Annotated in this window: 15 protein-coding genes and 1 tRNA gene; 9 read left to right on the forward strand and 7 right to left on the reverse strand. The window is 61.7% G+C overall.

Annotation, left to right across the window (positions count from 1 at the left end):
• Window positions 1-16 precede the first annotated feature (16 nt).
• The 4 genes from OXS49_RS06175 to OXS49_RS06190 all read left to right on the forward strand — a co-directional run bounded on the left by OXS49_RS06175 (window position 17) and on the right by OXS49_RS06190 (window position 4,425).
• Window positions 17-874 carry a D-amino-acid transaminase gene (locus OXS49_RS06175; RefSeq protein ID WP_267422796.1) on the forward strand — a complete coding sequence of 286 codons (858 nt, stop codon included), beginning with the start codon at window positions 17-19 and terminating at the stop codon, window positions 872-874.
• 98 nt (window positions 875-972) lie between these two features.
• Window positions 973-1,305 carry a hypothetical protein gene (locus tag OXS49_RS06180; protein WP_267422799.1) on the forward strand — a complete coding sequence of 111 codons (333 nt, stop codon included), beginning with the start codon at window positions 973-975 and terminating at the stop codon, window positions 1,303-1,305.
• Window positions 1,306-1,448: 143 nt separating this feature from the next.
• A complete protein-coding gene (locus OXS49_RS06185) occupies window positions 1,449-2,741 on the forward strand; it encodes an adenylosuccinate synthase (RefSeq protein ID WP_244008043.1) in 1,293 nt (430 codons plus the stop codon).
• Between the two features lie 280 nt (window positions 2,742-3,021).
• Complete coding sequence (locus OXS49_RS06190) at window positions 3,022-4,425, forward strand: histidine kinase (protein WP_267422802.1); 1,404 nt, start codon at window positions 3,022-3,024, stop codon at window positions 4,423-4,425.
• Between the two features lie 389 nt (window positions 4,426-4,814).
• Here OXS49_RS06190 and rpoH read toward each other — a convergent pair whose 3' ends face one another.
• Together rpoH and OXS49_RS06200 are read right to left on the reverse strand one after the other, a co-directional pair.
• The gene (gene rpoH / locus OXS49_RS06195; protein WP_267422804.1) at window positions 4,815-5,708 is read right to left on the reverse strand and encodes an RNA polymerase sigma factor RpoH; all 894 of its coding nucleotides are present in this window, start codon (window positions 5,706-5,708) and stop codon (window positions 4,815-4,817) included.
• 235 nt (window positions 5,709-5,943) lie between these two features.
• Window positions 5,944-6,948, reverse strand: a complete 1,005-nt coding sequence (locus OXS49_RS06200) for an RluA family pseudouridine synthase (protein WP_267422806.1) — start codon at window positions 6,946-6,948, stop codon at window positions 5,944-5,946.
• Between the two features lie 102 nt (window positions 6,949-7,050).
• Between OXS49_RS06200 and OXS49_RS06205 the strand changes: the two genes are divergently transcribed.
• Window positions 7,051-7,126, forward strand: a tRNA-Glu gene (locus OXS49_RS06205).
• 55 nt (window positions 7,127-7,181) lie between these two features.
• Here the strand turns inward: OXS49_RS06205 and OXS49_RS06210 are convergent.
• The 5 genes from OXS49_RS06210 to OXS49_RS06235 all read right to left on the reverse strand — a co-directional run bounded on the left by OXS49_RS06210 (window position 7,182) and on the right by OXS49_RS06235 (window position 9,997).
• Window positions 7,182-8,237, reverse strand: coding sequence for a tyrosine-type recombinase/integrase (locus OXS49_RS06210; RefSeq protein ID WP_267422808.1), 1,056 nt, complete (start codon window positions 8,235-8,237; stop codon window positions 7,182-7,184).
• A 338-nt stretch (window positions 8,238-8,575) separates the two neighbouring features.
• Window positions 8,576-9,085, reverse strand: a complete 510-nt coding sequence (locus OXS49_RS06220) for a hypothetical protein (RefSeq protein ID WP_267422811.1) — start codon at window positions 9,083-9,085, stop codon at window positions 8,576-8,578.
• A gap of 113 nt (window positions 9,086-9,198) precedes the next feature.
• On the reverse strand, window positions 9,199-9,366 hold the full coding sequence (locus OXS49_RS06225; RefSeq protein ID WP_267422813.1) for a hypothetical protein: 168 nt from the start codon (window positions 9,364-9,366) through the stop codon (window positions 9,199-9,201).
• Window positions 9,357-9,749, reverse strand: coding sequence for a hypothetical protein (locus OXS49_RS06230; RefSeq protein WP_267422815.1), 393 nt, complete (start codon window positions 9,747-9,749; stop codon window positions 9,357-9,359). The genes OXS49_RS06225 and OXS49_RS06230 overlap by 10 nt, the downstream gene beginning before the upstream one ends.
• Window positions 9,746-9,997 carry a hypothetical protein gene (locus OXS49_RS06235; protein WP_267422817.1) on the reverse strand — a complete coding sequence of 84 codons (252 nt, stop codon included), beginning with the start codon at window positions 9,995-9,997 and terminating at the stop codon, window positions 9,746-9,748. The genes OXS49_RS06230 and OXS49_RS06235 overlap by 4 nt, the downstream gene beginning before the upstream one ends.
• A 320-nt stretch (window positions 9,998-10,317) precedes the next feature.
• Between OXS49_RS06235 and OXS49_RS06240 the strand changes: the two genes are divergently transcribed.
• The 4 genes from OXS49_RS06240 (at window position 10,318) to OXS49_RS06255 (ending at window position 14,008) form a co-directional block, all read left to right on the forward strand.
• On the forward strand, window positions 10,318-10,617 hold the full coding sequence (locus OXS49_RS06240; RefSeq protein WP_267422819.1) for a hypothetical protein: 300 nt from the start codon (window positions 10,318-10,320) through the stop codon (window positions 10,615-10,617).
• Entirely contained in the window at window positions 10,614-10,844 is a 231-nt protein-coding gene (locus OXS49_RS06245; RefSeq protein ID WP_267422821.1) for a hypothetical protein, read from the forward strand. The genes OXS49_RS06240 and OXS49_RS06245 overlap by 4 nt, the downstream gene beginning before the upstream one ends.
• Before the next feature lie 679 nt (window positions 10,845-11,523).
• Window positions 11,524-12,315 (forward strand): hypothetical protein, encoded by a 792-nt coding sequence (locus OXS49_RS06250; RefSeq protein ID WP_267422823.1) that lies wholly within the window; start codon window positions 11,524-11,526, stop codon window positions 12,313-12,315.
• 133 nt (window positions 12,316-12,448) lie between these two features.
• Entirely contained in the window at window positions 12,449-14,008 is a 1,560-nt protein-coding gene (locus OXS49_RS06255; protein ID WP_267422824.1) for a hypothetical protein, read from the forward strand.
• Window positions 14,009-14,121: the final 113 nt, after the last annotated feature.

Genomic DNA, 14,121 nt, shown 5'->3' on the forward strand with positions numbered 1-14,121 from the left:
CACAGGAAGGCTGCCCGTGACCGCTCCCCGTACCGTCTACCTCAACGGCGAATTCCTCACCTTCGAGCAGGCCCGCGTGCCAATCATGGACCGCGGCTTCCTGTTCGCCGACGGAATCTACGAGGTTTCTGCGATCCTTGACGGCAAGCTCGTCGACAACGCCGCCCATCTCGCGCGCCTCGACCGGTCGCTCGGCGAGATCGGCATCCGCAACCCGCACGATGCCGCGGGTTGGGAGCGGTTGCAGACGGAGCTCGTCGCCCGCAACGGCGTCACCGAGGGCCTCGTCTACATGCAGGTGACCCGAGGTGTCGCCGAGCGCGATTTCGCCTTCCCCAAGGGCGATGTCACTCCGACCGTTATGATGTTCACGCAGGCCAAGACCGTGCTGGCCAACCCGCTCGCCGAGACGGGCGCGCGGGTGATCACGGTCGAGGATCTCCGCTGGAAGCGCCGGGACATCAAATCGGTGGCGTTGTTGGCCCAGGTGCTGGCCAAGCAGCAGGCCGCCGAGGCCGGCGTCGCCGAGGCCTGGATGGTCGAAGACGGGGCGGTGACCGAGGGCTCGTCGTCCACAGCTTTCATCGTCAGCCGCGAGCGCGTCCTGGTGACCCGGCCGTTGTCGACCGCGCTGCTGCCCGGTATCACCCGGGCCTCGGTGCTGCGCCTCGCACAGGAAGCCGATCTGCGGATCGAGGAGCGGCTGATCCCGGTCGCGGAGGCTTACGAGGCTCAGGAAGCGTTCTACACCAGCGCCTCGGCCTTCGTGATGCCGGTGGTTCAGATCGACGACCGGACGATCGGTGAGGGGCGGCCCGGTCCGGTTACCCGGCGCATGCGCGAGCTTTATATCGCGGCTGCGCGGGAGGGTTGAGAGCCCCCGCCGGTCGATCGGGAAGCGGCGCGCCCCAGGAACGGATGCCGCCCCCGACTGTTCCTCCCCGAAATCGGAGACGAGAGGCGAGACGGATCGTGCCGAAGATGTTCCTGTTTGCTGCACTGGCGGCGACACTGCTGACGGTCCCGGCCTACGCGCAGAACCCTGACGCCCCGCTGAAGGGCCGCGACACGGATCCCGCTTTGCCGCCGCCGACTGAGATGCCGGCCGAGCGCGTGCGCCCGAGCCCGGACGCGCCGCCGAAGGATCAGTCGCTCAGTGACAAGCTCCAGCAGAATGACGGGGTCATCAAGCCGCCAGCCAATGGAACCACGGGAACGGTGGTGAAACCCGATCAGTCCGGCTCCATGCCGGTGATCAAGCCCGATGAACTGCCGGGGCGTGCGCCGGGCACGGAGGCAAAGTAGCCCGCTGCGATCCGGTCGCGGGTGCGTTATGCGGGCGAATTGCTTGATTTCGCTGCTCGGATCGCGGAAACGGCTGACGACGTGCGCCGCCTGCACCCGTGGGTGGCGCCGTCCCGGTTTCCGTCGCGGGTAAGCAGGCAGACATGGCCAACGTCGTCGTTGTGGGCGCCCAGTGGGGCGACGAGGGCAAGGGGAAGATCGTCGACTGGCTCTCCGAGCAGGCCGACATCGTGGTTCGTTTCCAGGGCGGGCACAATGCTGGCCATACGCTGGTCATCGATGGCGTCACCTACAAGTTGGCGCTTTTGCCCTCCGGCGTGGTCCGCGGCGGCAAGCTGTCGGTGATCGGCAACGGCGTGGTGGTCGATCCTTGGCACCTCGTGGACGAGATCGATCGGATCAGGGCGCAGGGCGTCGAGGTCTCACCCGCCTCCCTGCGAATCGCCGATAACGCCACGCTGATCCTGCCCCTGCACCGCGAGCTCGACCATTTCCGCGAGACCGCTAATGCCGGCCTCAAGATCGGCACGACCAAGCGCGGCATCGGCCCGGCCTACGAGGATAAGGTCGGACGCCGGGCCATCCGTGTGGTCGATCTCGCCGATCCGGAGGCGCTGCCCGCCAAGATCGAGCGGGTGCTGACCCACCACAACGCCCTGCGGCGCGGCCTCGGGATCGACGAGGTGAACGCCGAGGCGCTCCTCGCCGAGCTGAAGGCGATCGCGCCGAAGATTCTGCCCTACGCCGACACCGTCTGGGCGCTGCTCGACGAGGAGCGCCGGGCTGGCAAGCGCATCCTGTTCGAGGGCGCGCAGGGGGCTTTGCTCGACGTCGATCACGGCACCTACCCGTTCGTCACCTCGTCCAACATCGTGGCCGCCCAGGCCGCTACGGGCTCGGGCCTCGGTCCGGGGGCGATCGGCTACGTGCTCGGAATCGCCAAGGCTTACACCACGCGGGTGGGGGAGGGGCCTTTCCCGACCGAGCTGTTCGACGAGATCGGCGAGACGATCGGCAGCCGCGGTCGCGAATTCGGCGTCAACACCGGGCGTAAGCGGCGCTGCGGCTGGTTCGACGCCGTGCTGGTGCGCCAGACGGTGCGGACCTCGGGCATCCACGGGATTGCGCTGACCAAACTCGACATCCTCGACGGGTTCGAAGAGATCCGGGTCTGCACGGGCTACCGGCTGGACGGGCAGACCATCGACCATCTGCCGGCGAGCCAGGCCGCTCAGGCGCGTGTCGAGCCCATCTATGAGGTGATCCCAGGCTGGTCCGAGACCACGGCGGGCGCCCGCTCCTGGGCCGACCTGCCGGCGCAGGCGATCAAGTATGTCCGCCGGATCGAGGAGTTGATCGGCGCGCCCGTGGCGCTGCTCTCCACATCACCGGAGCGCGATGACACGATCCTCATGCACAACCCGTTCGAAGACTGACGGATCGCACCCTATCGCGTTGACGACGCATCATTTTGAACGACCCGCCCATATCCAGGCCGCGCAGGCGTGATCTAGAACGGGTGCGGGGCTCGACACCCGTCCGCGCGGCGGGCGGCCATCGACGAACCGACCAGCGTTGGGCCGCGGCCCCGCGCGAAGTGGACACGACATCATCGGCCGAGGGCCGCGGCCGATCCTAGCGGGATGGTCGGATCCCTCGGCTCCCGGCCATCGACCGGTGCACCGGCCGGCGGCCGTAGGGGCGGATCAGGGGCACATGGCCGATTACTACCCGCTTCTGGCACGCGCGCTCGATGCGCTGCCGGATCGAACGCCCGCCCTTCGCAAGGCGGTCTACGACCGCGCGCGCCATGCCCTGATCAGCCAGCTCCGATCCCTCGATCCGCCGCTGTCCGAGGCTGATATCGATCTCGAACGCCGGGCTCTGGATTCCGCCATCGAGCGGCTGGAAGTGGATCACGGCGGGCTTCCGGCCCCGGCCAACGATGCCGCATTGGCGGCCGGCCCGGAGCCCGTTCCGGCTCCGGTCGCGCCTGAACCGGCGCCATCCGAACCTGCGCCTCCGCGGCCGCAAATCTCCGAGCCAACGCTGCCCGCGGCCAAGCCGCCATTCGAACGCGCTGTCACACCGCCGACATCCGTTCTGGAGCCCGCGGATGAGCCGCGCGAGGCTCCGATCACGATCGCCCCGCCGCGGACCGGTTCTTCCCCGAGCGTCGCGGCCGAACCGAGCGAGTTTGCCGACGGTCCGTCACCGGTGGACGAGCCCGATCTCGGCGCCGTAGTCGCCGATGCCGGCAATGGCCGCCAGCGTCCACGCATCGAAGTTGTGCCTCCGCGGGCCGAACGCTCGCGGTTGCTACGCAATTTTTTCGTCGGCGGCATGCTGGCCGTGGTGATCTCCATGATCGCCGTGGCCGCCTTCCTGCTCCGCGACCGACCCCAGATCCTCCCGTCGAGCGGGACCGAGACCGCGGACACGCAGCAGCCGGACGGGGAGGCCAAATACGGCGACCGCGTCGGCGGCGATGCCGCACCTGCCCCGCGGCCCTCACCCCGCCCGAACAGCGCTCCGCCTCAGCGTGCCATGGCACCGTCCTCGGACTCCGCGGTATCGGTCGCCCAGAGGGCCGAGCTGATCGAAGAGGTGCAGGGCACCGAGAACGCTCAGCCGACACTGCTGTCGGGCCGCGTCACGTGGCGGCTCGATACGGTCAACGGGGATCAGGGGCAGCCGCTTCAGAACGCCGTGGTGGCGACCGTGACGATTCCCGATGCGGGGCTCACACTGGTCATGACCATCCAGCGCAATCTCGATGCGACCCTGCCGGCATCCCATACGGTTAATCTGGCCTTCAGCCAGACCGGCGGCGGTGACGTTCGGACGATCCAGGATATCGGCCTGATTCAGGCAAAGGACGACCAGAACGCCCGTGGCTCGCCGGTCTCGGGTCTTCCCGTCCGCGTCCGCGACAATCTGTTCCTCATCGGCCTATCGTCGCTGCCCAACGACGTCGAGCGCAACACGGATCTTCTGCTCCACAAGAACTGGTTCGATCTGGCTCTGCGCTACACCTCCGGACGGCGTGCGGTCTTGACCTTCGAGAAGGGCTCCACGGGTTCCCAGGTGATGCAGAACGCCTTCGCGTCCTGGCAGTGAAAACCTGCGGGTGGGCGTGCGGCCGTTGAAAGCCTCCGCCTGTGGAGACTTCGCCGAAGCGGAGGCCAGTCTTGCCACGAAAACCTGCGACTGGCTCATGGCCTGAGCGGTGTATGCTATGGCGGCCAAAGTACGCGACTTGCCGCTAGCATTACCGAAAGGGCAGAGGGTCTCCTCTCCCGAGCGGGAGAGGGACAGGGCAAAGCATAAGAACTCACTGGAAGGAGCGAGACCTGTCGGCGCTTCGAGGATGAGCCCGATCCTGTGGGTTCTCGTCCCCCACCCCAACCCTCTCCCGCACGGGAGAGGGGGCTTGTCGAGCTTGCCAACCCTGTTGACCGACTATCGCGCACCGTGGGCGTGTCGAAGCATCTTCGTACCTAGAAACGTCAGTGCGCCTCGATACCCGTACGCGGCAACTCGCGGTTCGCGATGTTGCGCTTGACCGCTTCCTGCACCTTCTCGAAGGCGCGCACCTCGATCTGCCGAACGCGCTCCCGTGAGACGCCGAACTCGCCCGAGAGATCCTCCAGCGTGATCGGATCCTCGGCAAGCCGCCGGGCTTCAAAGATGCGACGCTCGCGCGAGTTAAGAACGCTGAGGGCGTCCCGCAGGGCCGAGAGGCGGTTCTGCCCCTCCTGCTCGTGGGCCAGCACGGTCTCCTGGCTGGGTGAATTGTCGACCAGCCAATCCTGCCACTCGCCCTCCCCCTCCTCGCGCAGGGGGGCGTTGAGCGACGTGTCGCCGGACAGGCGCCGGTTCATGTCGATCACGTCCTGCTCGGGCACGCCGAGGCGGGTGGCGATCTGCTTCACCTGATCGGGCTTGAGATCGCCCTCGTCGAGGGCCGAGATCTTGCCCTTGGCCTTGCGCAGGTTGAAGAACAGCTTCTTCTGGTTCGCCGTGGTGCCCATCTTCACGAGCGACCACGAGCGTAGGATGTATTCCTGGATCGCAGCCTTGATCCACCACATGGCGTAGGTTGCGAGCCGGAAACCCTTGTCGGGATCGAAGCGCTTCACCGCCTGCATCAGACCGACATTGCCTTCGGACACGACCTCGCCGATCGGCAGACCGTAGCCGCGGTAACCCATGGCGATCTTGGCGACGAGGCGCAGATGCGACGTCACGAGGCGATGCGCGGCTTCACGGTCGCCGGCGTCCCGCCAAGCCTTGGCCAGCGTGAACTCCTCCGTCGGCTCCAGCATCGGGAACTTGCGGATCTCGTCGAGGTAGCGCGACAGGCCACCTTCGTTGGCGAGCACGGGCAGCGCACCGGCCATGGCTTTCTCCTGGACCTAAGTCCCCCTGACGGGCGGACGCGACGGGCAACAGTGCCGTCCACTTGGGCCGCTCTTGAGCCGACCCTGCCGGCCACCCATCTCGTACGGGTCGCCGGGGCCGGTCGCGATCGAGGACACCTACGTCGTCATCAACGCGCAATCGGCCAAATCAGTTTGTACCATGGCACGATGTGACGCGGTACGGGGTGTAGTTTCGCACGCGTGCCGTGCCGGGTTACAGGCTGGTCCGGTCCGGGCCATCCGCGCGCAACTGCGTCACCAACGCGGTCAGCTCCGGCGGCAGCGGACTCTCGAACCGCAGCGTCACGCCGGTGCGCGGATGGCTGAACCCGAGCAGCGCGGCATGGAGCGCCTGTCGCCCGAGTTCCGTCAGCGCGGCACGCGCGTCCGGTGAGAGGCGTGACGCCTTGGTGCGGAACCCGCCGCCATAGACAGGATCGCCGAGCAGCGGATGGCCGCGGTGGGCCATGTGCACGCGGATCTGGTGGGTCCGCCCGGTCTCCAGCCGGCACTGGACCAGGGAGGCGTCCGGATAGGTCTCGGTGACCGAGTAATGCGTGATGGCGTGGCGGCCGGAGGTATCCGAGACCACCGCGATCTTCTCACGATGGAAGCGGGAGCGTGCCAGATTCGCGCTGATCGTACCTGTGCGCGGCTGCGGCAGGCCCCACACGATCGCAGCGTAGGCACGCTCGAGGGGGCCAGTGCGGCCGTGATCGGCGAACTGAGCGGTCAGACCCTGATGCGCGGCATCGTTCTTGGCGACAACGATCAGGCCGCTCGTATCCTTATCGAGGCGATGGACGATCCCGGGCCTGCGCACGCCGCCGATCCCGGAGAGGCTGGCTCCGCAATGGGCGATCAGCGCGTTCACCAGGGTCCCGCTCTCGTGCCCGGGCGCAGGATGCACCACGAGACCGGCCGGCTTGTCGATGACGATCAGGTCGTCGTCCTCGAACACGATCGGCAGGTCCGTTTCCTCCGCCGCCGGTTCCGCCGGTATCGGCGGGGGCAGGGTCAGGACGATGCGGGTCCCCGCCGCGACCTTTGCCGCTGGATCGCGCATCAACGCCCCATCCCGGCTGACGCGACCCTCGCGGATGAGATCCTGCAACCGTGCGCGGGATAGATCCGCAAAAAGCGCCACCAGGGCGCGATCAAGCCGGATGCCGCCCTCGGCTACGGTGCCGACGCGTTCCTCGATGCTGTTATCCACCACGTCTCCGATCCGCAATCTATCCGCCCCGCCGATGCGAATTTCCCAGGAAGGCACTTGCTCCACGGGCGGGTGGTGGCTATAGCACCCCCGCGCCGCCGGAAAGCTCCCATCGTCTAGCGGTCTAGGACGTCGCCCTCTCACGGCGAAAACAGGGGTTCGATTCCCCTTGGGAGCGCCAGCCGGTGCTGTAAGTCATTAATTCCACTCCATCTTTCGAGATATTCCCCAAACCTTCATTGGGTGGTTTGGGTGTTCTTGTTCCTGCTCCATCCCTCCAGCTTCGTAATTGCGCCTGTCGAGAGGCCTACCCGGTTCGCGTCGCGCGTGTACCGTTCGGCCTCAGCGAGGGTGTTATGGCCGAGCACGGCCATGATCTCGTGCGCGGTGCAGCCAGCCTCAGCGAGACGTCGCCCGGCCGCCTTGCGCAGTCCGTGTGGTTGGGCGTCTAGCGGAAGGCCTGCCGCCGCGATGGCGTCGCGTAGGAAGCCCGAGAAGCCGTCTACGGTGAACGGCCGGCCGTACTCGGTGTTGAGGATCGTCGCGTGCTGGCGGGGCGTCTCCGCGAGAATGGCGCGCAGTTCAGCGTGCAGCGGCACGTCGATCTTGGTCCCGGTCTTTTTCTGTACGACCCGGATGCGGTCGCCCTTCACGTCGGCCCAGGTCATCCGGTGCACGTCGGACCGGCGCTGGCCGGTGAACAGGTGCAGCGCGAAGGCGAGCCGCCGCTTGCTTCCTACGGGCCAGTGCGCCTCGAATTGGGAGATCTCCTCATCCGTCCAGGAGCGCACCTCACCGATCTTCGGCCGACGGATGGCGACTGATGGATCGGCGGCAAGCCAACCCAGCACGATCGCGCGCCGGATCAGGATCCGCAGCTTCTTGAGTGTGTCGAGCGCCGAGCCGGGCTTGCCAGCCAGCGGGTCGAGGAAGGCTTTCACGATGCGCCCGTGCGTCAGGCCCGCCACGGTGCGGTGGCCGTGCTGAGTGCGGATCGCCTCCATCCGCCGCCGGTAGCCGACCCTCGTGGTCTCACGCAGGCCAGCGTAGTCGCCGCTTTTGTAATACGACTGCACGAGCGCCTCGATCGTGCCAGGCTCGGCTGCGGCACGTTTCGGTGCCGGCTTTGGCGCTCGCCCAGCCAGCGCTTCCTGATAGGCTGTCAGGAACTCCTCGGAGCCGACCGAGCCGGGCAGCGGCAGGCGAGGGCCTTTGTTCTTGCGGAAGTAGGTCCGAACCTTGCCATGGCGGTCGCGCCAGCACTCGACGAAAGGCGGCAGCTTACGGGGCATCGATGTCCTCCCAGGTTGAATCCTGGGTGGTATCCTGACCATCGATGGGGAGATTGTCTGCGGCACCGTCCAACTCGCGGACGCACCACACCTTCCGGGCATCGATCCGACGAGCTCGCGGCATCCGGCCGTCCCGAACCATCTCGTCGAATTTGTTGGGCGAAACGCACACATAGGCCGCAGCCGCTTCCCGACTGATGAGGCGCGGAGAAAGCGTTGGTGGTAAAGCAGACGGGCGTGAGCGATGCATCCCAGCGACGCCCAAGACCGGCAGAAGATCCTGATCTTGGTGCGCGCGGCGGGACACAAATCAACTCCAACGCTTCCGGCGGGACTTGTCAGGTAGCCGAACCATCAAAGTACTTTGCAGCTTCCTGCTCGAACTGTTCATGGCGACGGATGAGATTGAAGCGCTCGTTCATCTCGGCGCCGAGCGCGCTGAGATTGATGATGATGCACGAATGAAAACTTGGATCGACTTCAAGCCGCATCTTCTCTGCTACATCGTCAATCCCGACGGCTCCAACGTAATAGAAGTCTTCACCCTTCTTTGCGATCAGCGCAAACTGACTGGTATAATGCTCCGGATGCTCAGCACCCTTCAGCGCCGATTGCATCATTGAGAGAAACTGATCCGAAATATGCGAAACAACCGACCCAGGAGGCACACCAGCCTCGATCATCGCCTTCGTCAGGCGGAGGCGGCAGAGGTCGGGAAGGGTGTGGCGGACCCAACCGTCCTCGGCCTCGGGCAAGATCGCTCGGCGTCGCCAGTCGCGTTGCGTGACTGCATTCACGCCGGTGATAAGGCCGGCCTCGCCGGCAGTGAAGGTGCGCTCGTTCGTCATGGCGTGGACCCTACCACCATCTTCGGAGCGTGGATAGCTCCACTTTGTTTGTTCGTCCACAACTCCTCATGGGATGCCGCCCGCGGAGGATCCGCGAGCGGCGAGGCTAAGTGTCAGCGGTAGGCGCGGACGCGCGCGGCGAGGCAACCTGCCTCGCTCATGCGGCGCTCGGCCGAGTCGAGCGCGTCCTGAGCTTCGGAGCGCAGGCGATCGCTTCGGGCCATGTCGGCGAGCGCCCATGAGACGTTCGCGCGGGCGAGGAGGAGTAGGATCAGGCGCACAGCGCGATCACCTCCTGCAGGACCGTCAACACCATGCGCTCGCCTTCGTCCGGCTCGTCGTTCTCCGCCATGTTTCGCATGGGAAAGAGCTGAGCCTCGACGTCCACCAAGCACAGTCGAGCCTTCGCTTTGAGATCAGCCAACGAGCCAGAAGGTTCAGCGAGGGCTCGACGAAAGACCGCGTTGTAGAGGTCCGCCTCGGCATCGAGCTTGTCGTCGTCCCATTTCTCTGCATGGCAGCGAGCGTCCAAGCCGAGCCAGTGATCCGCAGCCCATTCGCATGAACGAGCAAGATCCGAGGTGCGTGCTGCGCAAGCCGGCACGGATGCCAGCGGGGCTGCGAGGATGGCGCCGAGCGCGGCGCGGCGGGTCGAGGCATTCATGCAGCGCCTCCCGCGGATCGCAGGGCAGCGTCGAGGTCGACTTTGATGCCGGCCTCGGCGAAGTAGCGATCGAGCGCGTCTTGGATCGCCTGGAGAATGGCGTCGACCGGATCAGGCTCGGCCTCGCGCATGACTTGGATGGCAACGCTGACGGGGCCCAGCTGCCGGCTGGGCCCCTGACGTAATAAGGGCGAGCGCTGGCGGGTAGCGGGTAATAAGACAGGCGTGATACGGGCGAAGGCAGCCATGGACAGCATCCCCTGATGCGGTTGATGGTTAGGCCCGGCTGGAAATCTCACCTTCCTGTCGGGCCGCATTCGTGTTATCACTATGCCATGACGGCGTCAATTCGGGATAACACAAAAAAACGGGGCCGGCCTGTCACGACAGGCAAAGGCCAGCTGATTGGCGTGCGCCTGCTGCCGCCGGCTCTAGAGCCCCTCGACGCCTGGATCGACGCTCAGCCTGAACCCAAGCCTTCGCGTCCGGAGGCAATCCGCCACGCTCTCGCTGACTGGCTCACCGACCAAGGCTTCGTGCGGCATCGCGAAGATGCCGAGGGGGCGAAGTGATGAATGAAGAAGATTCATCTGAGATAAAGCCTGGTCTCAGATTCGATTTGATAAATAGCGGCGAAATCCTAGCATCGATGCTAGCGATCCGATTGATAATATCTGAACTTGCAATCAAGGACAGAGAGCCAGAAGAAGCATTAAAATATATCGGTCGCTTCAAGGCACAAATGGAAAAATTTATTGCAAGCATAGACTCGGATGAAAGCGAGACGCTCTCTGTTTTGAAGCGGTCAATGGTCAATTACACAGAGAGACTGCTCGCCGGTATCCAATTCGAAAGAGAGAAAAAGTGAGCGAGGAGGACAAAGAACTTCAGAAGCTGACGGCGAATTGGATCAATGGAATGGCGATCGGCGCGGTGACAGCCGGCATCATCACTCCGGTGGCTGGTTATTTCCTTGGGGTCGTCAAGCCGGAGATGCAGGACGCGCTGGTTACCAGCAGCGTCCTATGGTTCGTTGCGAGCGTTGGTGCCCATATAGCAGCACACATCTCGCTTTTCGGGTATGGTGAGCCATGAGCCTGGGTGTCTATGTCATCTACGTTCTGCCGTTCCTACTGATTGCCCTTTCCTTCGGCGCTGCTGGGGCGAGCATCCTGTCTCGCCGTGCGCGCGCGGCGCGCCGCCGCCATTCTACCCAGGTGGTCCTCGACAACAGCAGTCTGCTTCCACGTCGACACGTGTGATTTGGATCGCTTTGGCCAGCGCGATGATGTTGCGGCGGTTGTTTCCCCGCCTGCCCGTCCCAAAAGTGCTCGGCGTCGAGTGAAGGTGCCGGCCACGGATCCTGTGCGATCCCGCCGGCGCTCCTGACCTGGAGAGTAGGCCCGGCACAGCTCCTGGAGTTCAAGCCGCCGAGTGCCGGTGATGAAGCCTCCGCCGGCTGGGCAACCGCCGTAGACCCTCGCAAGGTCGGCGGATTCCGGAAGTCCCGCTTGCAGTTTTTGGGCCGGCGGCCGGGGCTCGTAACACGCTGTCGTCGGGCCAGCGAAACACCTCGTAGACGGGTCGGTCCCAGGCATCTGAGGCGGCACCAGCGCTGCTACCTCTTAGATAGCACGCGGCAAGGCGGCGGGGGTTTTGTGCGCGCGTTTCCGCAGGCGGTGTTGCTTCTGCATACCACCGCGCGCTACCCAATATTGCATCCCAGATTTACCGACAAATGTTGGTTTGTGCCTAGGATTGATGGACTGGAATTATGACCGATAGGTTTGCCCAGTATGATAATGATCTCAATCGCCTTATCAAAACCGGTGGCGATCTTGTATTATCCATGCAGCATGAAATAAATCCAAAATCTACCGCGCTTACCTCACTTTCAGATGACGAAAAGAAAAAACTACCTTCAGTCAAGATGGAATATCAGAGCTGGTATTCCGAGTCCCTAGTGCTGGTAAAGCAGCTCATACCTGACAGGGCAGACGATTTTATCTCGTATTACAGCCCTAAGCCATCCAGAAAAGATATCACCCATGCTAACTATACAGTTTCCGATTATCTGAGGGGCCTTACCGTGACGATGGGAGGGGGAACTGTCACGATCGTCGACCCAAAATCAGCACTCGATCCATTGGTCCAGCAATTTAATATTGTTACCGGCATCAAGCAAAGATTTAAATCTCTCCTTTTCGACATTCGAACATTGGCACACGCGGATCTACTCGATGATGAGATTGCTTCGGCGAAAGAATTGAACGCTAAAGGTTTTCAACGGGCAGCCGGAGCTGTCGCAGGAGTTGTACTTGAGGCGCACCTTGGTGAAGTATGCAGCCGTGCTAAAATATCTATAAAGAAAAAGGATCCGTCGATAGCTGATTATAACGAGGCTCTGAAAGCGGCAAATAAGTTAGACATACCGGGATGGCGGTTTATACAACATCTCGCCGATATCAGAAATAAATGCGACCATAAAAAGCTGGCTGATCCATCCAGCGAGGAGGTTAACGAATTGATATTAGGAGTGGCCAAGGTCACTAAAACGGTTTTTTAGACTGATGAGCGAAACGATCTCGTTAAGCCGATCAAATTAGTTCGACGGCCAGGCCTCCTGTGTGCTCCATGCACAACTTCAGGCATCCGATCGCACACAATAGCTCATCCGATTGCAGCTCGAAGGTTGAATTATGGCTATAATTCCACGAGGTCTAGGCTTCACCCAGTCTGAAACGAGGCTCATCAGCTTAGCAGAACGAACCTTCCTGGATCTTTGGTCGTACGGCAACACTTACATCGACAAAAAACAACATGAAAGCGGGTCGGGTAAAGAATTTTGCGACCTGTTGGTCGTATGCGGCGATGACATAATCATCTTCAGCGACAAACTGATTCAATGGCCGGTGGCGATTGACATAAATTTAGCATGGTCAAGATGGTACAAGCGGGCAATTGGCAATTCTGTCAAGCAGATCAATGGTGCAATCCGATGGATCGAAAAATTTCCGGATCGCATCTTTCTTGACGCGGCCTGCACAATCAAACTGCCAATCAAACTGCCGCCGGCATCTCGAAGGCGTATCCACGGCGTCGTAATTTCAAATGGCAGCAATGAAGCGTGCAGAAAGCATTTCGACGACGTAAGCGGCACTTTTATTGTCAACGCATTTGCGAAAGGTGACGACCATACTAATACGAATTCAAGGCACTACATGCCGTTTTCGGTGGGCGACGCTAATCCTGACGGCGCTTTTGTGCATGTTTTTGATACTCTCGGATTTGAGACTATCTGCAAAGAACTTGATACAATTACTGACTTTACAAATTATATAAATAAGCGCGAAAGATTTATACGTAATGGTCAACTGGCTATGGCGGCCGGCGAGGAGGACTTGTTAGCTCACTATCTGAGTTACACCAAAAGGAATGGTGAACACGATTTCCTAATTGGAAATAGTAAAGCGATACCAAGGAAAACTAAATTAGTGATTGAGGGTGGCAAGTACGATCATTTGAAAGCAATTCCCGCGTTTCAACACCGTCGCTTGGCTAATAGAATCTCATATGCGTGGGACGACCTAGTTTCCCTTTTTACAAAACATATTATCGGCGGCACTAACGTCGCCATCTATGAAAACCAACCGCTCGGTACGTTCGGCGAGCCAGCACTGAGATTGATGGCTCTTGAAAACCGTACAAGGCGCAGGATGCTCGGTTATCATCTAGTGCAAGCGCATAAATCGGCGGTTGAAAGCGGACAGGATCGATTTACTCGTACACTAATGCCGCTCGATTACGGCAGCGGCGCTAACGTTGCCTACATAATACTGTTTCTAACTTACAAGCCCGAAAAATTTCAATCTGATGGGGGCTACGATACCTACAGAAGATTACGCGCGCGCTATCTGGAAGCTCTGTGCTTTTCAGTCTCATACGAATACAGAAGGCTTACTCACGTAGTGGCAATTGGATTTGACGGGCCAACACCGAGCGGGATTGGATCGACAAGTTCTGAGGATATAGTGGCGATTGAGCCACCGGATTGGACGGAAGACGCAATTAAGTTTGTGATGGAAGAGCGGCAGGCTCTGAATATAAAATCCCCAAAAGAGCTGGAAAATAAGAGAAGTACTGTCAGTGAGTTTCCCACTCGGGAGTACGTAGAAACCAGTAGTATGAGCCGGCAAGAAAGACGTGCTTTGCAAAGGAAAAACCGGAAGAACAATGATTTTTCGCGAAATCCAACCTGACTATGGCATCAGCGACCGCATTGTTTTAGGTAAAAACTTGATGAAATTTTGATTGCGGGATGCACAGTTCTTGTCGATAGTGCTCGTGCCGCGAGGGAATGTGATCAGATCAG

This window comes from Methylobacterium sp. GC_Met_2 (genome assembly GCF_026540795.1).
Lineage (GTDB): Bacteria > Pseudomonadota > Alphaproteobacteria > Rhizobiales > Beijerinckiaceae > Methylobacterium.